The sequence below is a fragment of the Bradyrhizobium cosmicum genome (assembly GCF_007290395.2).
Lineage (GTDB): Bacteria > Pseudomonadota > Alphaproteobacteria > Rhizobiales > Xanthobacteraceae > Bradyrhizobium > Bradyrhizobium cosmicum.
The window spans coordinates 2,235,773-2,257,698 of sequence record NZ_CP041656.2; the positions used below are offsets into that span (position 1 = coordinate 2,235,773).

At 64.4% G+C, this 21,926-nt stretch carries 25 protein-coding genes; 12 read left to right on the top strand and 13 right to left on the bottom strand.

The annotated features are described in order from the left end of the window. Positions 1–13: 13 nt before the first annotated feature. Genes FNV92_RS10445 through FNV92_RS10455 form a run of 3 tightly spaced genes read right to left on the bottom strand, consistent with a single transcriptional unit; the run spans position 14 to position 2,400 of the window. Positions 14–724: an ABC transporter ATP-binding protein gene (locus FNV92_RS10445; RefSeq protein WP_143841058.1), complete on the bottom strand. Its 711-nt coding sequence runs from the start codon at positions 722–724 to the stop codon at positions 14–16. After that, complete coding sequence (locus FNV92_RS10450; protein ID WP_143841057.1) at positions 714–1,451, bottom strand: ABC transporter permease; 738 nt, start codon at positions 1,449–1,451, stop codon at positions 714–716. Before FNV92_RS10450 ends, FNV92_RS10445 begins: the two co-directional genes overlap by 11 nt. 1 nt (position 1,452) lies before the next feature. Further along, entirely contained in the window at positions 1,453–2,400 is a 948-nt protein-coding gene (locus FNV92_RS10455) for an ABC transporter substrate-binding protein (protein ID WP_168213271.1), read from the bottom strand. Positions 2,401–2,534: 134 nt separating this feature from the next. On the opposite strand from FNV92_RS10455, the gene FNV92_RS10460 reads away from it, so the two are divergent. Further along, positions 2,535–2,894, top strand: a complete 360-nt coding sequence (locus tag FNV92_RS10460; protein WP_143841055.1) for a hypothetical protein — start codon at positions 2,535–2,537, stop codon at positions 2,892–2,894. Positions 2,895–3,015: 121 nt separating this feature from the next. Here the strand turns inward: FNV92_RS10460 and FNV92_RS10465 are convergent, their stop codons facing one another. Together FNV92_RS10465 and FNV92_RS10470 are read right to left on the bottom strand one after the other, a co-directional pair. Beyond that, positions 3,016–3,834, bottom strand: a complete 819-nt coding sequence (locus FNV92_RS10465; RefSeq protein ID WP_168213270.1) for a quinoprotein dehydrogenase-associated SoxYZ-like carrier — start codon at positions 3,832–3,834, stop codon at positions 3,016–3,018. Positions 3,835–3,888: 54 nt separating this feature from the next. Beyond that, positions 3,889–4,815: a quinoprotein relay system zinc metallohydrolase 2 gene (locus FNV92_RS10470; protein ID WP_143841053.1), complete on the bottom strand. Its 927-nt coding sequence runs from the start codon at positions 4,813–4,815 to the stop codon at positions 3,889–3,891. 125 nt (positions 4,816–4,940) lie between these two features. Between FNV92_RS10470 and FNV92_RS10475 the strand changes: the two genes are divergently transcribed. Together FNV92_RS10475 and FNV92_RS10480 are read left to right on the top strand one after the other, a co-directional pair. Further along, on the top strand, positions 4,941–5,822 hold the full coding sequence (locus FNV92_RS10475; protein WP_143841052.1) for a substrate-binding domain-containing protein: 882 nt from the start codon (positions 4,941–4,943) through the stop codon (positions 5,820–5,822). After that, positions 5,819–6,376 (top strand): PQQ-dependent catabolism-associated CXXCW motif protein, encoded by a 558-nt coding sequence (locus FNV92_RS10480; RefSeq protein WP_143841051.1) that lies wholly within the window; start codon positions 5,819–5,821, stop codon positions 6,374–6,376. Before FNV92_RS10475 ends, FNV92_RS10480 begins: the two co-directional genes overlap by 4 nt. 3 nt (positions 6,377–6,379) lie before the next feature. Here the strand turns inward: FNV92_RS10480 and FNV92_RS10485 are convergent, their stop codons facing one another. From FNV92_RS10485 to FNV92_RS10510, 6 genes are all read right to left on the bottom strand, one after another. Continuing rightward, a complete protein-coding gene (locus tag FNV92_RS10485) occupies positions 6,380–6,679 on the bottom strand; it encodes a copper-binding protein (protein ID WP_143841050.1) in 300 nt (99 codons plus the stop codon). A gap of 128 nt (positions 6,680–6,807) precedes the next feature. Beyond that, positions 6,808–7,422, bottom strand: coding sequence for a hypothetical protein (locus tag FNV92_RS10490; RefSeq protein WP_143841049.1), 615 nt, complete (start codon positions 7,420–7,422; stop codon positions 6,808–6,810). After that, a complete protein-coding gene (locus tag FNV92_RS10495) occupies positions 7,419–8,267 on the bottom strand; it encodes an ABC transporter permease (RefSeq protein ID WP_015684646.1) in 849 nt (282 codons plus the stop codon). Before FNV92_RS10495 ends, FNV92_RS10490 begins: the two co-directional genes overlap by 4 nt. Beyond that, a complete protein-coding gene (locus tag FNV92_RS10500; protein WP_143841048.1) occupies positions 8,264–9,070 on the bottom strand; it encodes an ABC transporter ATP-binding protein in 807 nt (268 codons plus the stop codon). The genes FNV92_RS10495 and FNV92_RS10500 overlap by 4 nt, the downstream gene beginning before the upstream one ends. Then, positions 9,067–10,035: a YVTN family beta-propeller repeat protein gene (locus FNV92_RS10505; RefSeq protein WP_168213744.1), complete on the bottom strand. Its 969-nt coding sequence runs from the start codon at positions 10,033–10,035 to the stop codon at positions 9,067–9,069. The genes FNV92_RS10500 and FNV92_RS10505 overlap by 4 nt, the downstream gene beginning before the upstream one ends. Before the next feature lie 8 nt (positions 10,036–10,043). Beyond that, positions 10,044–11,225, bottom strand: a complete 1,182-nt coding sequence (locus FNV92_RS10510; RefSeq protein WP_143841046.1) for an ABC transporter substrate-binding protein — start codon at positions 11,223–11,225, stop codon at positions 10,044–10,046. A 57-nt stretch (positions 11,226–11,282) separates the two neighbouring features. On the opposite strand from FNV92_RS10510, the gene FNV92_RS10515 reads away from it, so the two are divergent. Then, complete coding sequence (locus tag FNV92_RS10515; protein WP_143841045.1) at positions 11,283–11,852, top strand: DUF3280 domain-containing protein; 570 nt, start codon at positions 11,283–11,285, stop codon at positions 11,850–11,852. 54 nt (positions 11,853–11,906) lie between these two features. Here FNV92_RS10515 and fghA read toward each other — a convergent pair whose 3' ends face one another. Together fghA and FNV92_RS10525 are read right to left on the bottom strand one after the other, a co-directional pair. After that, positions 11,907–12,752, bottom strand: a complete 846-nt coding sequence (gene fghA / locus FNV92_RS10520; protein WP_143841044.1) for an S-formylglutathione hydrolase — start codon at positions 12,750–12,752, stop codon at positions 11,907–11,909. Between the two features lie 76 nt (positions 12,753–12,828). Continuing rightward, positions 12,829–13,449 (bottom strand): response regulator, encoded by a 621-nt coding sequence (locus FNV92_RS10525; protein WP_143841043.1) that lies wholly within the window; start codon positions 13,447–13,449, stop codon positions 12,829–12,831. Between the two features lie 195 nt (positions 13,450–13,644). Here FNV92_RS10525 and FNV92_RS10530 point away from each other — a divergent pair, with 195 nt between their 5' ends. The 8 genes from FNV92_RS10530 (at position 13,645) to FNV92_RS10565 (ending at position 21,846) form a co-directional block, all read left to right on the top strand. Next, positions 13,645–14,994, top strand: a complete 1,350-nt coding sequence (locus FNV92_RS10530) for a histidine kinase (RefSeq protein WP_168213269.1) — start codon at positions 13,645–13,647, stop codon at positions 14,992–14,994. Between the two features lie 163 nt (positions 14,995–15,157). After that, positions 15,158–17,626, top strand: coding sequence for a TonB-dependent receptor (locus FNV92_RS10535; protein ID WP_186355493.1), 2,469 nt, complete (start codon positions 15,158–15,160; stop codon positions 17,624–17,626). 135 nt (positions 17,627–17,761) lie between these two features. Continuing rightward, the gene (locus FNV92_RS10540) at positions 17,762–18,061 is read left to right on the top strand and encodes a hypothetical protein (RefSeq protein ID WP_168213268.1); all 300 of its coding nucleotides are present in this window, start codon (positions 17,762–17,764) and stop codon (positions 18,059–18,061) included. Further along, positions 18,058–18,291, top strand: coding sequence for a hypothetical protein (locus FNV92_RS10545; RefSeq protein WP_015684657.1), 234 nt, complete (start codon positions 18,058–18,060; stop codon positions 18,289–18,291). The genes FNV92_RS10540 and FNV92_RS10545 overlap by 4 nt, the downstream gene beginning before the upstream one ends. Positions 18,292–18,556: 265 nt before the next feature. Further along, a complete protein-coding gene (locus FNV92_RS10550; protein ID WP_244623726.1) occupies positions 18,557–19,384 on the top strand; it encodes an alpha/beta hydrolase family protein in 828 nt (275 codons plus the stop codon). A 195-nt stretch (positions 19,385–19,579) separates the two neighbouring features. Next, positions 19,580–19,747 (top strand): hypothetical protein, encoded by a 168-nt coding sequence (locus FNV92_RS10555; protein WP_015684659.1) that lies wholly within the window; start codon positions 19,580–19,582, stop codon positions 19,745–19,747. 68 nt (positions 19,748–19,815) lie between these two features. Next, positions 19,816–20,223 (top strand): hypothetical protein, encoded by a 408-nt coding sequence (locus FNV92_RS10560; protein WP_015684660.1) that lies wholly within the window; start codon positions 19,816–19,818, stop codon positions 20,221–20,223. Positions 20,224–20,379: 156 nt separating this feature from the next. Continuing rightward, positions 20,380–21,846 carry a GH1 family beta-glucosidase gene (locus FNV92_RS10565; RefSeq protein WP_015684661.1) on the top strand — a complete coding sequence of 489 codons (1,467 nt, stop codon included), beginning with the start codon at positions 20,380–20,382 and terminating at the stop codon, positions 21,844–21,846. Positions 21,847–21,926 lie beyond the last annotated feature (80 nt).

The window sequence follows — 21,926 nt, forward strand, 5'->3', positions numbered from 1 at the left end:
TGATCACGAGTTTTCATTTCGATTCAAGCTGCACCGCCGCAAGCTCTGACCTGATCCTTGCGAGCTCCGCCTCGGTACGCTTGGCGCGCGGAATGCCGATCGGCACCTCCTGCACGATACGCGCCGGCCGCGGCGACAGGACAAACAGCCGGTCGCCGAGCCGGATCGCATCATCGAGGCTGTGGGTGACGAGCAGCGTCATCACCGGGCGGCTTGCGACCAGCGTCGCGATCTCGTCACGCAGCCGGCCGGCGAGCGCGTCGTCGAGCGAGGCGAGGGGCTCGTCGAGCACGAGCAGATCGGGCTCGACCGCAAAAGCGCGGGCAAGTGCGACGCGGCGGGCCAGGCCCAGCGACAATTCGCCGGGAAAGTGGCTGCGATGCGCCTCCAGCTCGAGAATCCTGAACAGCTCCGACAGCTTGGCGTCGGTGACGTCGGGCGCAGCCAGCCGCACATTCTGCTCGACCGAGCGCCAGGGCAGCAGCCGCGGCTCCTGGAACACCATGCCGATCCGCGCCTCCGGCGGCCGCGCGATATGCCCGGCGAAATCGCGGTCGAGCCCGAGGATGATGCGCAGCATCGTACTCTTGCCGCAACCCGAGGGGCCGATCAGCACGCCGACCTCGCCGGATTGGAGCGCGAACTTGACCGGCGCCAGCACCTCGTGGGTTTCGCCCGCGGCATTGTTGAACGTCTTGCCGGTGATCTCGACCTCAAGCCGCACGGGGCCGCCACCGGGTTGCGCGGGCTTCGAACGGCTGAACCAGCAAGGTTTCGATCACGAGCACGACGGCGGCGAAGGTCAGCGAATAGGCCAGCAGCCGCGGCGTGTCGAACAGCTGGAAGGCGACGCCGATCTCGAAGCCGACCCCGTTCGGCCGTCCCAGCAGTTCGGCGACCAGCACGATCTTCCACACCAGCGACAGCCCGGAGCGGGCGGAGGCCGCGATATAGGGGGCCAGTTGCGGCAGCACGACATGGCGGAACGCGCGCCAGCGCGGCATTGCGAACACGGTCGCCATCTCGTCCAGCGAACGGTCGAGCGTGCGCGTGCCTTCGCGCAGGGTGACGATGGCGGTTGGCAGCTTGTTGATGGCAATCGCCGCGATCGCGGCCGCTTCGGTCAGACCGGCCCAGATATAGGCGAGCACGATCACGACCAGTGCCGGCAGGTTCAAGAGCAGGATCAGCCAGGGATCGCCGAGCCGGTCGGCGAGCTTCACTCGCCCCATGAGATAGCCGATCGCGCTGCCGAGCGACATCGCCAGCACGAAGGCGAGAATGACGCGCGCCAGCGTCGCGCCGAGATGCAGGAACAGCGCGCCGCTCGATGCCTCCGCGATCATCACCTCCAGCACGGCCGGCGGGGAGGGCAGTTTCGCGCCGCCGACGAACAGGGCGGCGGTCCACCAGATCGCGAGCAACAGGGCAAACGAGAGAAGACGCAGCACCTCAATCTCCGGGGGCTGCGTGATAGAAGGTGCCGGGATCGAGTTCGGCCGCGGGGCCGACGAGGTCACGGCCGCCGACCTCGGCCAGCACGCGATAGAGCACGCGCGCGTCGGCCTCCTCGTCGTTGATGCTCCGGCGCGGAATGCCGTCGCGATAGCGCTGGCGGTAGGTCCTGAGCAGGGTGGCATCGCTGCTGCCGGTCAGCGGCGCGATTCTGTCCCACGCGGCATCAGAGCTGATCAGCAGCTGCTTGGCCTTGCGGGTCATCGCGATGAAGCGTGCGACGGCATCGCGATGGCTCGCCGCCCAATTCTCGTCGAAGACATAGCCGACCGCGGAGACCGCGCCCTTGGCGCCCAGCTTCGGCAGGATATCCTCGATGCCGGCGAGGCGGCGAAAACCCTTGGCCTCCAGCTGCGCGCAGAAATTCCAGAAGTTCAGGCTCGCATCCATCTCGCCGTCGAGCGCCTTGGCGGCGATCAAAGGCGGCGCGCCATAGACAATGCTCGCATCGGACTTCATGTCGATGCCGTCCTGCTTCATCCGGGCCTGCAGCAGCAGCCAGCTCTTGTCGATGGGGCCGCCGCCGACGCCGAGCTTGCGGCCCTTCAGATCGGCCAGCGTCTTGATCGGAGAAGTCGCCGGCACCATCACCGCGCCGAGCGCGCTGGAATGGGGATAGAAGGTCAGCCTGGCGCCGAGCGCGCGCTCGCGCGACACCCACAGCCAGTCGGACAGGATGATGTCGGCACTGCCGGCGCGCAGCGCGATCTTGCCGGCTTCGGGGCTGGCGAGTTCGGTGACGTCCAGCGAAAGATCAGCCTCCCTGTCGAGGCCGCCTGCACGGATCGCGGCCAGCTCCCAGGAGAATGTTCCGGTTTTCTGCACTGCAAGGCGGATCGTATCCGCGGCGTGGCCGGGTGCGGCCAACGACAGCGTCAGCGTCATCGCGAGCGCCAAAATTCGTCCAGGCGCTCTCAAACTGAGAACTCTCATCACCTTGTGAGCCGTTTCCTCGAAGGAGTGCTTTTCAGGACAATACGCATAGCATAGCTTTCGTCGCAACCTGTGGGAGGACGCGGATGAATTTAGCGGGACAGCTACGACCGATTGTCGCCGCATTGGCCGTGTGGGCTGCGACCGCCGGCGCGGCGCGGGCCGAGGAGGCCAATGACTATCCGACGTCGGCGCGCGCGGAATATGTCTATGGCTGCATGAAGGCCAACGGCGAGTCGCGGCAGTCGATCGAGCAATGCTCCTGCTCGATCGACGTGGTGGCTTCGATCGTTTCTTATGAACGATATGTCACCGCCGAAACCGCGCTCAGCATGGCCCAGGTTCGCGGCAATCTCGGCGTCCAGTTCCGCACCTCGGAGCAGGCGAACTCGGCGGTGAACGATTTGCGGCGTGCGCAGGCGGAAGCCGAGGTGAGGTGTTTTTGAGCGGTGTATGTCTGACGTATTCGTCATGCCCGGGCTCGTCCCGGGCATCCACGTTCTTACGGTGAGCTCGAAGTTCGTGGATGGCCGGAACAAGCCCGGCCATGACGACTGAGGGAGAGACTTAAGTCCCCGGCTTCTCCACGTCCCATTCGTTGCGGAACACGTGCCCGTCGGTGTCCTTTGCCTCCGCGCGAATACGCTTGGCGCCGTTAGAGACATAGGTGAAGCGCAGATTGGGATCTTCCGAGATCGAGATACCGCCTTCCATCGACAGCACGGGGCTGTCGTCCTGCGTCAGCTTCAGCTGGCTGACGAAGAAGGCGGGAATATAGAGCTGCGTGACCTGGTCCATCTGCAGGCCGGAATTGTTGGGATGGCCGATCATGATCTGCGCCTCGCGGATTCGGCTCGCCGGGACCTGCTCGCGCGCGAATTGCCGGTAGCGCATCTGGCCGAGCCGGTTGTTGGCTTCCTCGGCATTCTTTGCTGCCGGTGCCGAGCAGCCGCCCGAGGCCTTCACATAGACTTTCGAGACATAGAGCTGGCCGTCGGTGAGTTCGGCCACCGCATGGACGTCGGTGTAGTTGTTGACGCGCACGCGCGTGGAGATTTCGGTGACGTTGGCATCCGCGCCAAGCTCGAACTTCGCCGCCATCGGTGCCGGGTTGCGGTCGATCACCAGCGTGATCGAGCGGATGCGGCGGCTGTCTGCGGGCGAGAGCTTGCTGCGCAGGGTCACGGGCACGATGGCCGCATCCTCGGCGCGATAGGGCATCTCGATGCCGATGACATCGGCGCCGTCGTTGATCGGGCGGTTGTTGAAAATATCCTGCACCAGCCCCGGCCAGGGATCGTAGGCCTCTTCAGCCTGCGCGGGCACAGCGAAGGCGATGCCGAGCAGGGCGGCGATCAGGGGCAGGCGGCGTGTGCATCCCGGCATGGTCATGATCCCCGGAGTCAGCGAAGCTGATCTCCGCCCAGCGTAGCGCGTTCGCTACTCCCATTCAATTTCTGAAAATGCTGCGGTTGCGTTGCGGGCGTTGTAGTCGTCGAACAGCTGCCAATGCGGCCGTTCCGTCGCGGCCGCCTTGTCCGCCGCGGTCCGGATCGGCTCGCCCGTCTTGTTCGACGCCCGCACGTCCGCCAGCAGCGTGGTGAGATAACGCCGTTCGTCGGCGAGCGCGGCAGGCCAGTCGCTCACAGGGCCGTGACCTGGGACCACGCGTAGTGCCGGAATTGTCTCGAGTTCCCCGAGCGTGCCGAGCCAGCCGCGAATGCTGCCGTCCATCACCGGAATGTGGCGGAGAAAAACCAGGTCGCCCGCGAACAGCGTCTTGCTCGTCTCGTCGAGCACGGTCAGGTCATTGTCGCTGTGGCCGGCCGGCCAGCTCCGCAAAGTCAGGCGGCGCGATCCGAGATCGAGCGTCATCGTGTCCTTGACGAGTATTGTGGGCGGTACGATCTTCACGGGATCGATCAGCGCGCCGCCCATGATGCGTCTGAAATTGTCGAGATAATAGGGCCCGCGCGTCGCCAGCGCCTGCGGCAGCCTGCCGTTGCCGACGAAGCTTGTTCCGTCCGCAACGAAGGCCGCGTTGCCGAAGACATGGTCGGGATGGCCGTGGGTGTTGATGACGTAGCGGATCGGCTTGTTCGTGCGCGCCCGCACCGCCGCCAGCAGCGCTTGGCCCTCGCGAAAACTGCCGCCGGTGTCGATCACGGCGACTGCGTCCTCGCCGACGATGAAGCCGACATTGGCGATGTCGCCCTCATTCTCGCGCGTCATCAGCGCGATGGTCCCGGAGTGTACGAAGATTCCCGGTGCGACTTCGCTCACAGGCAATTCGGCCGCCGTGACGCGTGCTACCGTCGAGAGACCCAGCAGGGCCGAGGCTGCGATCACGAGAGCGATGCGAGACATTTTTTCGCCTCAGTTCAAGGGATCGCCGCGCTGCACTGCAGCACGACAAGCCAACAAAGTTTGGCAGAGCATGGTGCATCCTGCGTTGCATGGATAGCATTCGAGCAAAGGATGGAGGAAGCGCGATGACGGAGGCCGGGCGACATCGTCGCTGGTTGTTTTCACTGTTGGTCCTGGTTGCGTCCTGCGCGCTCGGCGATGTCGCCATGGCGCAGACCAAGGACAGCGGCGATCTCTCGTTCGAGTTGGTCGACCCGAATGTTTTGCGCGTCTGCGCCGATCCGCGCAATCTGCCGTTTTCCAATGAAAAGGGCGAGGGGTTTGAAAACAAGCTCGCCGAGTTTCTTGCAGGCAAGCTCGGCAAGAAGCTCGACTACGTCTTCTTTCCGCAGGCCACCGGCTTCGTGCGTATGACGCTGGGCGCGCATCGCTGCGACGTCATCATGGGCTTCCCGCAGGGCGACGACCTCGTGCAGGGCACCAATCCCTACTACCGCACGTCCTACGCGCTGGTCGCCAAGGCCGGCAGCGGGCTCGAGGAGGTCGACACGCTCGAGGATGCGAAGTTGAAGGGCAAGCATGTCGGCATCGTCGCCGGCACACCGCCGGCGACCAACATGGCGTTGGCCGGCCTGATGGGCGATGCAAAACCCTATCCGCTGATGATCGACACGCGCTTCGACAATTCGGCGCAGGCGATGATCGACGACCTCGTGGCCGGCAAGATCGATGCCGGTGTGCTGTGGGGGCCGATGGCCGGTTTCTATGCGAAGAAGGCCGGCTCGCTGCACGTCACGCCGCTGGTGAAGGAGTCCTCCGGACCGAAGCTGGTCTACCGCATCGGCATGGGTGTGCGTCCGGCCGATCAGAACTGGAAGCGGCAGTTGAACAAGGTGATCCAGGAGAACCAGGGCGAGATCAACAAGATCCTGGTCGAGTTCGGCGTGCCGTTGCTGGACGAGAGCGACCGGCCGCTCGGTGCGGAGACGGCCAAGAAGGTGCCATGAAACGGTATCTTGCCGCTGTGCTCGTCGCCGCCACGCTGGCGGGGCCGGCATTCGCGCAGCAGCAGGAGCCGTTCGAGCCCGAGAGCTATCGCACCGACAATTACCGCGCGCCGGTGCCGGCGACGCTTGCGGGCGCACGCGTGCTGACGACGGCGGAGGCCGAAGCGATCTGGCGCGCGAAGGGCGGCGCCTTCATCGACGTGCTGCCGCGTCCGCCGAAGCCGAAGAACCTTCCTGAAGGCACCGTCTGGCGCGACATGCCGCGGAAAAACATTCCGGGCAGTCTCTGGCTGCCGGATACCGGCTACGGTACGTTGCCGCCTGCGATGGACGACTATTTTCGCCGAGGCCTTGCGCACGCGTCACGCGGCGACAAGGCCGCGTTGCTCGTGATCTATTGCCTGGCCGACTGCTGGATGTCGTGGAATGCGGCCAGGCGCGCGATGGCCTACGGCTATTCAGACATCGCCTGGTATCCCGATGGCACCGATGGCTGGGAGCGGGCGAAGCTCCCCACCGAGGAGGCGCAGCCGGAGCCGCGCCCCGATCAGTAGGCGTTATTGCTTCTGCAACTTCGTCAGGGTTCCGGTGCCGTTATTGTCGGTCGCCGAGTACGTCACCCGGTCGCCGGCATGGACGGAGTCGAGCATCGCGGCATCCTTGGCCTTGTACTGTTGCACTGCGCCGGCGCCGCCTGCACTGGCGCCAACGGTGCCCTTTTGCGTCTCCTGGATCGAGATCGTGCTGCTGAGCCGATCGATCCGCGTGACCAATCCGGTCATGTCGTCGGCGAAGGCGCTGGATGCGAGCATGCTGATGACCGCTGCGCCAGCGAGGATGAATTTCGTGGTTCCCATCGAGGCCTCCCGGCATTCGAGATCAACCTGGACAAGACATCCGGGCGTGAATTGGTTCCCGCGAACGTGCTGCAAGGTTAACGATCGCGTTGATCGCGGGGAACTTGAAGCCGTCAGCAGGTCTGACGTTATTCCAGTTCCTGTTGGATGACGCGCCCGAGCGCGAACAGGCGCTGGTCGATCGCGGTTGGAACCTCGCAGACGAACCGCACCACCTTGCTGCGGTCCTCGAAGATGCGTGTCTTCCAGATCAGGTCGTTGCTGAGCGACTCGACCTTGGCGTCGTCGCGCGGCGTTGCGCTCTGGAGGGTCTGGAGCTGGATCGCTTCCTCGCGAATCTTGTCGGCGGCTTCACGCTGCTTGCTGCTGACGCGTTCGAGCCCGTTCATCACCTGGGAGCGCTGGGCGTTCAGCGTATCGAACAACCCGGCGAACAAGAGCTTGGCATTGGCAGTCTTGTCAGCGGCGGACCCTGTCAGAAATTCCTTCGCCGACTTCTCGGCCTCGTCCATCGGCGTCTTGCGTGCCGACAGCTTCGAGACGAGGGCGGTGATCTTGGCGTCGTCCTTCCACTTGATCTCGGCGTCGTCGAGCGGAGGGCCAGCCCAAACGGCGGCGAGCGAGATCTCCGGCACTTTTGCTTGCGTACAGGGCCAGTTGGGATAGCGCGGATCGGCCGCGCGCGCGGGCGTGCCCGCAACTGCGAGTGCCAGTGCGGCCAGGGCCGAGATCCGAACAATCATCCTTCGCCTCCCGCAGGCCCCCGACGCGCGAGCCCGCGCGAGGGATCATAGGCATAGATCGCCCCGATCATGAAGACGATTGTGCAGCCCGACACCACCGCCAGCGAGATCCAGTTGACCTGTCCGTAGAATGCAAAACGTATCAGCTCGACAGCATGGGTGAACGGATTGGCCTCGCAGAGATAATAGAGGTAGGGGCTGCCCTCCTGCACCCGCCAGAGCGGGTAGAGCGCGGAGGAGGCGAAGAACATCGGGAAGATCACGAAGTTCATCACGCCGGCGAAGTTCTCGAGCTGCTTGATGCCGGAGGAGATCAGCATGCCGAGCGAGCCGAGCATCAATCCGGACAGGATCAGCGCCGGCAGCACGGTGAGATAGCCAGACGGCGGCGGGGTGATGTCCCAGAACCAGGCAATCAAGAGGAACGCATAGACCTGGAGCAGCGACACCGCGGTGCCCGCGAGCAGCTTGCAGAACAGCAGGAAGCCGCGCGGCAGCGGGCTCACCAGCAGCGTGCGCATGTTGCCCATCTCGCGGTCGTAGACCATCGAGAGCGAGGATTGCATGCCGTTGAACAGCTGGATCATCGCCATCAGCCCCGGCGCGATATAGACCTCGTAGAGGATGTAGGTCTCGTAAGGCGGGATGATGGAGATGCCGAGCACCTGGCGGAAGCCGGCGGCGAAGATGAACAGCCACACCAGCGGCCGCACCAGCGCGGAGACGAAGCGCTCGCGCTGATGCAGGAAGCGCAGGCCTTCGCGCCAGACGATGCCGGTGAGACAAGTCATGTATTCCGAGGCCGTGAAGCCGCGCGGCGCATCGCGCGTGGTGATGCTGCTCATGCGCCGCCTCCCGGCATCGTCTGCGCGCCGGTCAGGCGCATGAAGGCGCTGTTGACGTCCTGCGCGCCGGCCTCCGCGATGACCCGGTTCATCGGCCCCCGCGCCAGCACCTTGCCCTGGTGCAGCACCACGAGATCGTCGCCGGCCATGATCTCGTCGAACAGATGCGTGGCCCAGAGCACGCCGATGCCTTGCTCGGTGACGAGCTGGCGGACATGGCTGATGATGTCGGCGCGCGCCTTGACGTCGAGGCCGACGGTCGGCTCGTCCAGCAGCAGCAATCGCGGCCGGTGCAGCAGCGCCCGGGCGATCTCCAGCCGCCGCATCTGGCCGCCGGAGAGATCACGCACCTTGCTGCCAGCGCGATCGGCGAGCCCGATGCGCTCGAGCAATTCGGCGCTGCGCGCGGCGGCCTCGCGGCGGCTGATGCCGTGCAGCGCGGCGTGATAGAGGAGGTTCTGCGTCAGCGACAGGTCGAGATCGAGCGTGCGCGGCTGGAACACGACCCCGAGCAGCCGCAGCGCCTCGCCGGGATTCTTGCTGACGTCGTGACCGAAGATGGAGACGCGGCCGGTCTGGATGCCGAACAGCCGCGTGATCAGCGAGAACAGCGTGCTCTTGCCGGCGCCGTTGAGGCCGAGCAGCGCGGTGAAGCTCGCAGGCTGCACGTCGAAGGACACGTCCATCAGCGCCCGGCGCGGGCCGTAGGCATGGCTGACGCCGTCGATCGACAGCGCCGGCATCGCCGCAGGATCCGGCCTCAGTGCCTCGCGTGGTTCGGCGATGGGAGCGGGGCTGGTCATGGCGCGATCGCGATGCCCCAGGGCAGTTCGCCCACCTGAATGGTCTTGATCACCTTCTGCGCGGCGACGTCGATGACGGAGACGTCGTTCGACACGCCATTGGTGGTGAGCAGATATTTCTCGTCCGGCGTGAACGCCATGTGCCAGACGCGCTGTCCCACCAGCAGATATTTCGTCACCTTGCGCGTGGCGACGTCGACCACCGCGACGCGGTTGGCGGGGCCGAGCGCCACGAAGGCGGTCTTGTCGTCCCTAGTCATGCCGATGCCGACCGGCTGGATTGCCTCTTTCCTCAACCCCGGAATCTCGAAACTGACCTTGCCGATCACCTCGTGCTTCACCGGGTCGATGATCGAGACAGTGCCGCCGATCTCCGAGGACACCCACACTTCGGAGGCGTCGTGCTTGAACTCGGCAAAGCGCGGTCGCGCGTCGACCAGCACGTTGGCGACGATCTGGCGCGACGAAGTGTCGATGAAATGCGCCATGTTGGTCGTTTCGGACGTGTTGATCAGAATCTTGCCGTCGGGGCTGATGGTCATGCCTTCGGGCTCGACGCCGACCTGGATGTCGCCGAGGCGGGTGCGCTTCTCCAGGTCGATCACGGTCACCGTGTTGTCGTTCTCGTTGGCGACGTAGAGAACCTTTCCGGCGGCATCCTGGGCGAAGAGCTCGGGGTCGGGGCCGGAGGGCAGGCTGTCCACCACGGCCTGGGTCTTCGCGTCGATCACCTGGATGGTGTCGTCGTCGCCGACCGCGACCATCACGAACTTGCCGTCGCGGGTGAAGTCGATGCCGCGCGGGCGCTGGCCGACCTTGATCGTCTTCGTCACCGTCCAGCTCTCGGTGTCGATCACCGACACCGTGTTGCTCTTCTCGTTCGAGACATAGGCGATGAAGGCATGCGCGGGCGCCGCGGCCAGCGCCAGTCCGGAGAGAAGCCCAACACGCCACATGCGCAACATCTGCGTCCTCACTTCAACTTGCATTTGCTCTCCGGGCGATCATAGCCAAGCGTGTCAAGCTCGGAGACCTGGTGCAGGAACCCCTCCTGCGGCGACACCGACACCACCATGCGGCCGTCCACCAGCAGGATCGGCTGGCGCAATTGCAGGTTCCAGTCGCGCAGCGTCAGCTTCGTGCCCTTGAAGGCGGCGACCGAGAAATCCGGGCCCTTGATGAAATCGGTGACTTTCCTGACGTCGCCGGAATTGGTGCGCGAGGTCGCTTCACCGATCATGCGCACCGCCGTCCAGGCCTGCATGTCGAGCGCGGTCATGCGCCGTGAATTGAGCTTGATGAAGCGGTTCTGCATCTGGATCGCCCCCCACTGATCCTGCGATGCGTCCCAACTGCGCGGCACAAGGCCGGCTGAGCCCGCGACGGGCCGCGGATCCCAGGTGCGGTAGGGCAGATAGGCGCCGAACACTTCGCTCTCGTCGGCCGCGACCAGCACGTCGTAGGCGGGCGCGCCTTGCGTGAACACCGGCATCTGGCGCTGGATCAGCGTCACGCCGCTGTCCGTGCGCCGCGCGCCGCCCTTGTCCTCGAAGCTCTTCTCCTGCACGATCTTGGCGCCGAACCGCGTTGCGGTGCGCCTCAGCGCATCCGCAAACAGCTTGTCTTCGTCGTGCGAGCCGACCACCAGCAACCAGCGCTTCCACTGCTTCCACACCAGATACTGCCCGAGCGCATCCGCCAGCATCGCGCGCGTCGGCGCCGTATGGATGACGTTGGCGCGGCAATCGGCCTCTCGCAGCCGCTCGTCGATAGCGCCCGCGTTGAACAGCAGCGTGCCGCGGTCGCGCAGGGCGTCCGAGACCTTCAGCAGCGCATCCGCCGGCAGGTCGGCGATGACGAAGCCGTTGCGCGCGCCGAGATCGGTTGCGGCCTGCACCGCATCCTCGCCCTCCTTGATGCGGCGCTCCTCCAGCGTAAACCGCTGGCCCAGGAACTTTCCTGTGGTGTTGTTGTCCTCGATCGCGAGGCGCGCGCCGGCGACGCCGTCATTGTCCGCGGGCTGTTCGACCAGCGACAGCGTCGATCTGGCGCCGGCGACACCGAGATAGCCGACGCCGATCTGGACAGGCTCCGCCGCGAACACGCTCGTCGCGGCAAGACTCCAGCCAATCAGGCCGAGCAACCATCGGATCATGCTTCCTCCGTAGGCTCCCCGGCTTGACCGCCGGTGGAGAATTGTTTCTGCTGAAGCATGACCGATTTGTCAGGGCATGCAACCCCGCATTTCGTCCTCACGCGTGCCACGCCGGGAATCACGATCATGCGAGCGCTGATATGTTTCGCAGCTTTGCTGTTGACTGGCTCGGCCGCGCTCGCCGATCCGCCAAAGCTCGCCGTGTTCGATTTCGAGCTGATCGACACCAGCCTGCCCGGCGAGTTCTACGGCTCCAAGCCGGAGGAGGCGCGGCTCGTGCTTATCGGCGAGCAATTGCGCAAGGCGCTGGCTGACTCAGGCCGGTTCCAGCTGCTCGACATCGCGCCGGTCAGGGATGCCGCCCGTCACGCGAACTTGCAGGCCTGCGGCGGCTGCGACCTCAAGCTTGCGGGAGAATTGGGCGCGGATCTCGAGATCACCGGCATGGTGCAGAAGGTCTCGAACCTGATCATCAACCTCAACGTCTACCTGCGCGACGTGAAGACCGGCGCCATGATCACCGCCGCCAGCGCCGACATGCGCGGCAACACCGATGAAGCCTGGTCGCGCACCATGAGCTACCTGATCCGCAACCGGTTGCTGGCGCCGAATTACGGCAAGCCGTGAGGTCTTCGCCTCTCCCCGTAAGATCGGGGAGAGGGGAGCGAGAGAGCCGCGCCACTACCCCTTCAATCTCTCCGCGTGCCAGTGCAGATGATCGCCCATGAAGGTCGAGATGAAATAATAGCTGTGGTCGTAGCCCGGCTGGCGCCGCAGCGTCAGCGGGATACTGGCCCTGCTGCAGGCGGCCTCCAGCAGTTCGGGGCGCAACTGTTCCTTCAGGAAATTGTCGGCATCGCCGACATCGACCAGGAAGCCTGAATACTTCGCACCGTCCTCGATCAGCGCCACCGTGTCATGGTTGCGCCAGCTGTCCTTGTTCGGCCCGAGATAGCCGGTCAGCGCCTTGATTCCCCACGGCACCTGCGAGGGCGCCACGATCGGCGCGAAGGCGCTTGCGGCACGATAGCGGTGCGGATTGCGCAGCGCGACCGTCAGCGCGCCGTGGCCGCCCATCGAATGACCCATCACCGATTGCCGCTTGGCATCGACCGGGAAATTCTCGGCGACGAGTTTTGGCAATTCGTCGGTGACGTAGCTCCACATGCGGTAATTGCGTGCGAACGGCTCCTGCGTCGCATCGACATAGAAGCCGGCGCCCAAGCCGAAATCATAGGCATTGTTGGCATCACCGGGGACGTCGGGCCCGCGCGGTGAGGTGTCGGGCGCGACGAAGATCAGGCCGAGCCCGGCGCAGGCCTTGCGGAATTCGCCCTTTTCGGTGACGTTGGCATGCGTGCAGGTGAGGCCGGAGAGGTACCAGACCACGGGAAGCTTGGCGCCGGCCGCATGCGGGGGCACATAGACCGAGAACACCATGTCGGTTCCGGTCGCCTGGCTGGCATGGCGATAGACGCCCTGCACGCCGCCATAGGATGTGTTGGTCGAGACAGTCTGGATCGTCATGCCGAAATGCTCCGTGGCGTCAAACCACATCAGGATTGCAACGCTTGTGTGACCGAATTTGTGCCGGCGTGTCTGGTCAGGCGACGCCGCTGTCGATCGCCAATCGCACCAGCTCGACCGACGTCTTCACGCCGAGCTTCTGTCGCATGATCGAGGAGGTGTTGGCGACGGTCTTGTAGGACGATTGCACCAGCCAGGCGATCTCGGACAGGCTCTTTCCGGCGCTGAGCAGCCGCAAAATCTCCATCTCGCGCGCGTTCAGTTTCGACAGCGGGCTTTGCGCCAGCGTGGGCCCCGCAAACGCGATGCTGCGCGCGATGGCACTGGGCAGATAAGTGCCGCCGCCGCCGACGGCGCGGATTGCCTCGACGAGATCGTCGGGGTCGCCGGTCTTGGAGACGTAGCCCTTGGCGCCGCACTCGATCGCGCGCGCGGCGAACGCCGGATCGTCGTTCATGCTGAACATGATGATGCGGGCCTCGGGCGCACGCTCCAGGATGCGGCGCGCCAGCTCGAATCCGGAGACGGTCGGCAGGTTGATGTCGATGATGCAGAGGTCGGGGCGCTCGACGATGAAGACTCCTTCGCCGTCCTCGGCGTCGGCTGCCTCCAAAATCTCGATCTCGCCCTCGTCGGCCAGCACGGCTCGGCAGCCGGAGGCGACGATGGGATGATCGTCGACGATCAGAATGCGCATAGGCGTTCCCCGTGACAGCTTCGGCCTGTTTTGCGCCGCATGAGGTCCCGAACGAGACGGACACACGTGTCTCATGTCGGGTCATGCAACCCGGCCGGGATTGCTGTACGCTTTCGATTAGATATCGGGCGCTTCGCCTCTGTCAACGTCATCGGACGGGTGCGGGCCAACCTTCGCGAGGGACTGGCGGCACCAATGTGGCAAAATCTATCCTTGCGCGCGCGTATCAACCTGCTGCTGGCGCTTTTGCTGGCCCTGGGGCTCGCCGTCAATATCGGCCGCCAGGTCGCGGAAGCAGGTCCCCGCGTGCAGGCCGAGGACCAGAGCGTGATCCGGCTCGCGCGCGAGTTCATCGAGATGATCGTGGCGGATCTCAACGAAGCGCCCGATCCGGATGCGCGGTTGACCCAGATCGCGCGCGATCTCAGCCGGCTGCGCCATGTCAGCATTGCGCTCAAGGATGCCGGCGGGAACCCGCTGACGCCGCCGCGACCCGATGCCGATGACGACGCGCGCGGGCCGCCGGCCTGGTTCGTCAGCCTGGTTCACCCGGAGCAGACCGCGGTGAGCGTTCCGGTGTCGATCCACGGCAAGCCGGGCGCGCTGGTGATCACCTCGCATCCGAATGACGAGATCGCCGAGATCTGGGACGGCATCCTAACCCAGCTCGAGGTCGGCTCCGTGATCGCGCTCGCGCTGTTCCTGGTGATGATGAATGTGGTCGGCCGCGCGCTCGCTCCGCTCCGCTCACTGGCGCAAATGATGGTCGAACTCGAAGACGGACACTATCAGGCGCGCGTCGCGCCGGGCGGCGCGCCGGAGCTGGCCGCAATCTGTACCAGGCTCAACCATCTTGCGGCAACGCTCGGCGAGGCAGTCGAGGACAAGCGGCGCCTCGCCGAGCGAGCGGTGTCGCTCCAGGACGTCGAGCGCAAGGAGATCGCGCGCGAACTCCACGACGAATTCGGGCCGTATCTGTTCTCGCTCCGGGCGCACGCCAGCGCGCTGGCGAAGCAGGCGGATGGACGCGTCCCAAATGCGGACGCCGTGCGAAAACATGGCAGCGCCATGCTGGAGCAGATCAACGCGCTGCAGCAATTTACCCGCCGCGTGCTGGAGCGGCTCAGGCCCGTCGGCCTTGCCGAACTCGGCCTGGGGCAGGCGCTGGAATCGCTGTCGCGGTTGTGGCGGGAGTCGCATCCCGACGTCGCGATCGAGACCACGATCTCGCCGGCGCTTGGCGTCACCGGCGAGACGGCCGACCTCACCATCTACCGCATCGTGCAGGAGGCGCTCACCAACGCGTTCCGCCACGCCGGCGCGACCTCGATCAATGTCGTGATCGAACCGGTCGACCAGCTTGGCCGCGGCTGCGCCCGTGTCCGGGTCAGCGACAATGGCCGCGGCATGGAGCCGGGACAGAAGCTCGGCTTCGGCCTCGTCGGCATGCGCGAGCGCATTCTGGCGCTGGGCGGCACGCTCAACGTCATCTCCGGCGAAGGCGGCTTGACCGTGGAAGCGCTGGTTCCGACGGCGGCGGCGTGATCGTGCCCGATGTGATCGGGAAGAATTCCCGATTTGGTCGGGAAAACGGGTGCGGATATCGCCCGACCTTTTGTGGCTGGCGCGTGCTTTGCTGCCGAATACACTCGTCTCAACCAAACGGCGAACATCAGAACAGCCGGTGGTCACGGATGGGAAGGCAGGGATGGGCAATCGTCTTTGGGTCACGCGTCGTTTGTTGATGGCCTCGGTGTCGACGGGGCTGGTGTCGGGGGTGATCATCGCGGGCCCGGTCGTAGCCGCGCAGGACGAGCAGACCAACGTCCAGAATCTGCCGGCGATCGAGATTACCGCGCCGCCGGCTGCGAGGCGTCCTGCGCCGTCGCGACCGGTCGCACGCATTGGAGCGCCGGCGTCTGCAGCTCCGAAAACACGCATGTATGTCTATCCGACCTCGCCGGGCACCGGCCGCGGCTTGGAAGTCGACAAGGTCCCGTCGGCCATCAACGCCGTCGACGCCAACCAGATCAAGCGCACCGGCTCGCTGAACGTCACCGACGCGCTGCGCGACAACATCGCGGGCATCAACATCACCGAAGTCACCGGCAATCCGTTCCAGCCGGATGTCGAATTCCGCGGCTTCGTCGCCTCGCCGGTGACCGGCACGCCGCAAGGCCTCGCGGTGTACCAGAACGGTGTCCGCATCAACGAGGCCTTCTCCGACGCCGTCAACTGGGACCTCATCCCCACCGCCGCGATCCGGTCGGTGACGCTGGTCACCAACAATCCCGCCTTCGGCCTCAACGCGCTGGGCGGCGCCATCAACCTGCAGATGAAGGACGGCTTTACCTATCAGGGCGCCGAACTCGACGTCATGGGCGGCTCGTTCGGCCGCATCCAGGGCTCGGCGCAATGGGGCAAGCAGGTCGACAAGAACTATGGCGTCTATGCCGCGCTCGAAGGCCTGCGCGACAACGGCTTCCGCAATTTTTCCCAATCGACCGTGCGGCGCTTCTACGGCGATGTCGGCTACAAGGCCGGTGACAGCGAATTCCACGCCAATATGGGCCTCGCCAAGAACGATTTTGGCGCCAGCGCCACCGTCCCGGCCGAGCTGCTCGACAACTACTGGGGTGCGACCTACACGACACCGCAGACCACGAGCAATCGCGTCGGCTATCTCAACCTGACCGGAAAGGCGGAGGCGACGCCGACCTGGACGCTCGAAGGCACCGCCCATGTGCGCCGGTACGAGCAGAAGCTCGTCGACGGCAATCCGACCGATGCTCAGGAGTGCACCGATCCGGGACTCCTCGGTCTTCTCTGCTTTGGCGATGGCGCCACGGTCGCAAACGGCGTGAATGGCCTGCCGATCGCCAACCCTTTCCCATCGGGAACGATCCTCGGCGAGATCGACCGCAGCTCGATACGGTCGACCACCTTCGGCGTGTCGGGGCAGGCCACCAACACCGATCAATTGTTTGGCCACGACAACCGCTTCGTGATGGGCGCGACCTATGACGCCAGTGTCACGCGCTACAACGCCACCGCCGAAATCGGCACGATGGGGGAAAACTACGTCGTCAGCGGCAGCGGCATCTTCCTGGGGCCGACTGGCTCACCGCAAACCATTGCTGGTCCCGTCTCGCTGCGCACCGTCAATCAGTACAACGGCCTGTACGCGATGGACACGTTCAACGTCACGGACGCCTTCGCCGTCACGGGCGGCGGCCGCTTCAACGTCGCGCGCATCAGCCTGGAGGATCAGCTCGGCGCCGATCTCAACGGCGATCACACCTTCACCCGCTTCAATCCGGTGATCGGCGGCACCTACAAGATCACGCCGGAGCTCACCGCCTATGCCGGCTATTCCGAGGCCAACCGGGTGCCGACGCCGCTCGAGCTCGGCTGCTCCGATCCAGCCCGTCCCTGTCTCATCGCGGCGTTTCTCGTCTCCGACCCGCCGCTGAAGCAGGTCGTCTCCAAGACCGTCGAGGCCGGCTTTCGCGGCACAAAGGAGCTGAACATCGGCTCGCTCGGGTGGAAGATCGGCGGCTTCCGCGCCACCAACTACGACGATATCGTCGCCATCCCCGTTCCCGACCGCACCGGCTTTGGCTATTTCTCCAATGTCGGCCGGACCCGGCGGCAGGGGCTGGAGGCGGAGGTCAACATCAAGTCGCCGACGCTGCAATTCCAGGCGAGCTACGCCTTCGTCGACGCGCGCTTCCTCGACGCCTTGACCATCGGCTCGAACAGCCCGTTCGCCGATGGCGACGGCAACATCCAGGTCTCGCCCGGCAACCAGATCCCCGCGATCCCGCGTCACCGGATCAAGCTCGGCATCGACTATGCCGTCACCGATGTCTGGAAGGTCGGCGGCAACGCCCTCTACGTGTCCAGCCAGTACTTCGTCGGCGACGAATCCAACCAGTATGCGAAGCTGCCGGGCTATGCCGTGTTCAATCTGCACACCTCGTATCAGGTGGCGAAGAACGTCCAGCTTTATGGCCGCGTCGACAACGTCTTCGACAAGCGCTACGCGACCTACGGACAGTTCTTCGACCGCGAAGCCTTGCCCAACTTCACCACCGGCGCCGACTTCAACGACCCGCGCTCGCTCAGCCCGGCCAGGCCGAGGGCGTTTTATGCGGGGATGCGGGTGACGTTCTGAACCCGTCGCGGCGAAGCTGATCATCTTTCGCCGGGCCTGTGGCGCGGTGGCAGGGCGCTCCCGTTCTACCTAAAGCCGATTGACTCATTGTTCATGATTTGTTCTTATGCTGGAGGTCCAGCCAGGGAGCGAGCCATGGACAACCGCATCAATGAAATCCGCAGGATCATCAGAGCATTACGCGTCAGCATGCGCGAGGCTGAAGCCATCATGCATGAACAGATCAACCGGGACGAGGACTGCACTTTCGTGGCCGGGGAGGTCATGAAGATGCGCATGGTGATGAGCGGGCTCGTCCAGGAGCGGGCCGCCCTCGGCGATACCGACCCGATCGTCGTCGCCAGCCTGTTCATTCCCCGGCGGCGGCCGACGCCGCCGCGCGTCCATGTCGAGAAGCGCCGCCTCGTGCCGCCGCGAGAGGTGGCACGGGCATGAAGGGAGAGATGCCGACCTACTTCTCCGACATGAAGGAGCCGCCGGAATTCCTCAAGGCTCTCGATCATGCGCGGCGCCTGTCCTGCTACGAGGGCTGGTGCCGGATGCACATCGAGGCCATCCAGGTCGCGATCGACCAATACGCGGAAGCGGCGCTCGGCAATCGCGAATTCTTCCTCAACAAGCCGCACAGCATCGGCGGGAGTCGCAGGACCGGCGACGTGCCGTGAAGACGGAGACCGCACCAATCATGATTTGAGAGAACGTCGCCCCGAAGACAACATATTAGCTTGTTCAAACTTGGTTATTGCGAAGGATCTCGGGCCACCAGAGCAGATGATGTGTAGCGTCAGGTTCGCGTTCGCCATCAGTTTTCTCCTTTGGCTAACAGCGGCGAACGCCGCGGGGGTCAAAAATTTCGACATTCCAGCGGGGGCGGCGGGGCCGGCGATCAGGCTCCTGGTCTGGACGCCATGCGCGGAGCCCCCACAAGAGATGGATGCACGTGGAGCCATTTTCTTCGCCGTGCCCGGATGCCCGGTGACAGGCGAGAAACTTCCACTCATCGTGATCTCGCACGGCAGGAGAGGATGGTTCGGCGGTCACCATGACACGGCGGCGGCGCTGGCGGATGCCGGTTTTGTCGTCGCTGCGCTCAATCATCCCGGTGACACTTGGCGCGATACCAGCCGTACTGACAGCCTTTCAGTGCTCGTCGAGCGTCCGGCCGATATAAATCGGCTGATCGACTATATGCTCGATGACTGGCCGGATGCGTCACGCATTAACGCTCAGCGTATTGGTCTCTACGGCTTCTCGTTTGGCGGCTACACAGGTCTTGCTGTCATCGGCGGCAATCCCGATTTGCGAAAGGGGCTGCCCAATTGCGCGACGTCGAGCCTGTTGGCCTGTAAGCAACTTGAAAACGGCGATGCGCCCGGTCAACCGATCACGCCTGATCCACGCGTCAAGGCAGCAATTATCGTTGATCCTTATCCTGCATTTGTCTTCGCCGAGAAGAATCTGAAGAGAATAGCGACTCCGGTGCAACTGTGGAGTTCAGATCCAGCACAGAATGCTGACGGTCTATCTGGATGCTGTGCGGTCGCCATCAAAGAGGGGCTAGTGGCGCCTGACTATCACTTCGTGGCAAACGCCAGACACTTCTCTTTCCTTGCTACCTGCACCCCGAAGGAAGCGCAGGTAAATCCGGCCGCATGCACCGATGCGCCGGGTTTCGACCGCGTCGATTTCCATCGGAGTTTCCACGCCGATATCGTAGCGTTTTTCCGGAAGCACTTTGCGGAAAGCGCAAGTCCGTAGTGGACGCCGCAGCGGTGTTGTGTGATGTCGCCTTTTTCACCAATGGCAAGACCCCATCCGGGTTCAACTTCGCTTTTCCAAGCCAAATGTTGACGCCCGATCTTCTTAACCGATCGGAAACCATCGCAAATGATCCTAAAATTGTAACGAAACTGCTTGGCTGTCTGCGCGTCGGTTCGCCGGAGGGTCCGTCTGATGACAGAGCACCAGGTGAGAGAGCAGGAGTTCCAGATCGCGCGCTATCGGCGTTTGGAGCGGGAGGTCACGGATCCGCTGGCTGTAGGTCTGCTTCACATCATCATCGAAGATCTTGAAGCCGGCTTGCGAAGGGACCAGCCGGATTGGCACGGGCTGTGTGATTAACGCTTTCTTAGCGTCCATCATGCGGATGATCTGCGGGGGAATGCGCAATACAGGGGGAGACTGCTCCCATGCTGAAGGACGGCACCTACGCGGCGTGGTACAAGACGCCATTCGACCAGGGCACCGGCATCGTTCATCTCGCAGACGGCCAGATCTGGGGCCGCGACAGCCTGATGACGTATCACGGCTCATGCCGGGTCGACGGCGATCGCTTCACCGCGACGGTGTCGACGAAGCGTCACACCGATGGGCGTGCAACGATCTTCGGCGTCCATGACGAGCTCACGCTGGACATCGAGGGGACGTCCGCCGGCAAGATCGCGACGTACACGGCGACAGCAGAACAGGCGCCGGGAATAGTCCTCCACGGAACGCTCATTCTGACCGAGCAGCCCTCGTCCGCACCTGACCGAATCGCGCCGGTCCCGGCGTTCAATCCCAACAAGCTTCCAAAGCTGCCGAAGCGCTCGCGCTGATCGCGGGCGCCCGGGGCAATCCGCCGGGTCGCCTGCATCCAGATGTCGCGCCCCGGGCTGCGCAATTCTGCATCCTCATCCCGCGCCCGCCCGCTTCTCAAACCGCCCCCGACCCGCCATTGTGCCGCCCCAACGAACCTGTTTGGAGCAGTATCAATGTCGGCCAAGGTCTCGCGTCGCCAGCTCGCGAAAATCGCGGGATTGTCCGCAGCCGGAATCGCAAGCCCTCTGGAGGGGGCTGGCGCCAAGCCGGCCGCGGCGCTCCGCGGCGGCAGCGGCGGCTTTCCGGCCGGATTTCTCTGGGGCACCGCGACCTCGTCCTATCAGGTCGAGGGTGCGGTCAACGAGGACGGGCGAGGGGCCTCGATCTGGGACAAGTTCGTCCGTATCCCCGGCAAGATCGAGGATAGCTCGACCGGCGACCGCGCCAACGAGCACTATCATCGCTACAAGGAAGATATCGCGCTCATCAAGGATCTCGGTTGCAAGGCCTATCGCTTCTCGGTGGCCTGGCCGCGGGTGTTTCCGGACGGCGACGGCAAGCCGAACCCCAAGGGAATCGATTTCTACAATCGCCTCGTCGACGAACTCCTGAAGAACGGCATCGAGCCGTGGATGACGCTGTATCACTGGGACCTGCCGCAATCGCTGCAGGACCGCTTCGGCGGCTGGCGCTCGACCGAGACCTGCAAGATCTTCGGCGACTATGCCGGCTATGTCGCCAAACACCTGACCGATCGCGTCAAGAACGTGTTCACGCTGAACGAGAGCGGCCGCTTCGTACAGTTCGGCTATGGCCTCGGCATCGATGCGCCGGGCGTGACCTTGCCGCAAGCGGAAGTCAACCAGATCAGGCACAACAGCGCGCTCGCGCACGGCCTCGCGGTGCAGGCGGTGCGGGCGCACGGCCGCCGCGGCACCAGGGTGGGACCGGCCGAGAACATCGACGTCTGCGTCCCCGCGATCGACACGCCCGAGCACGTCCGCGCCGCCGAGATCGCGCTGCGCGAGATGAATGCCGGCTATCTCAACGTCATCATGACGGGCAAATATACCGACGCCTTCCTGAAATATGCGGGCGCCGATGCGCCGAAATACACCGACGCCGAGCTGAAGATCATCGGATCGCCGGTCGACTTCCTTGGCCTCAACATCTACGCGCCGCAGAACTATGTGGTGCCATCCGACCAGGGCGCGGGCTTCATGCCGCTGCCGATCCCGAAATCCTTCCCGCACATGAGCTCGGACTGGCTCCGCATCGCGCCGGAGACGATCTACTGGGTGCCGAAGCTGGCTGCAAAGATCTGGAAGACCGATGCGATCTACATCACCGAGAACGGCACCTCCAGCGACGACGTCGTGACGCCCGACGGCAAGATCTACGACACCGATCGCATCATGTATCTGCGCAACTATCTCGCCCAGCTCCAGCGCGCCACCGCCGAAGGCGTGCCGGTGCGCGGCTATTTCCTCTGGAGCCTGATGGACAATTTTGAATGGGTGTTCGGGCTCAGCAAGCGGTTCGGGCTCTATCACGTCAATTTCGACACCCAGGTCCGCACCCCGAAACTCAGCGCCAGCTTCTATCGCAACGTCATCGCGAAGAACGCGGCGGGGGCGTAGCTGTCTTTCCCATCCTGGATTTTCCGCCGCGCGTAAAAATCCGGCCTTTTCCCGCACGCGGGGCGAGGTGACGCAAGATT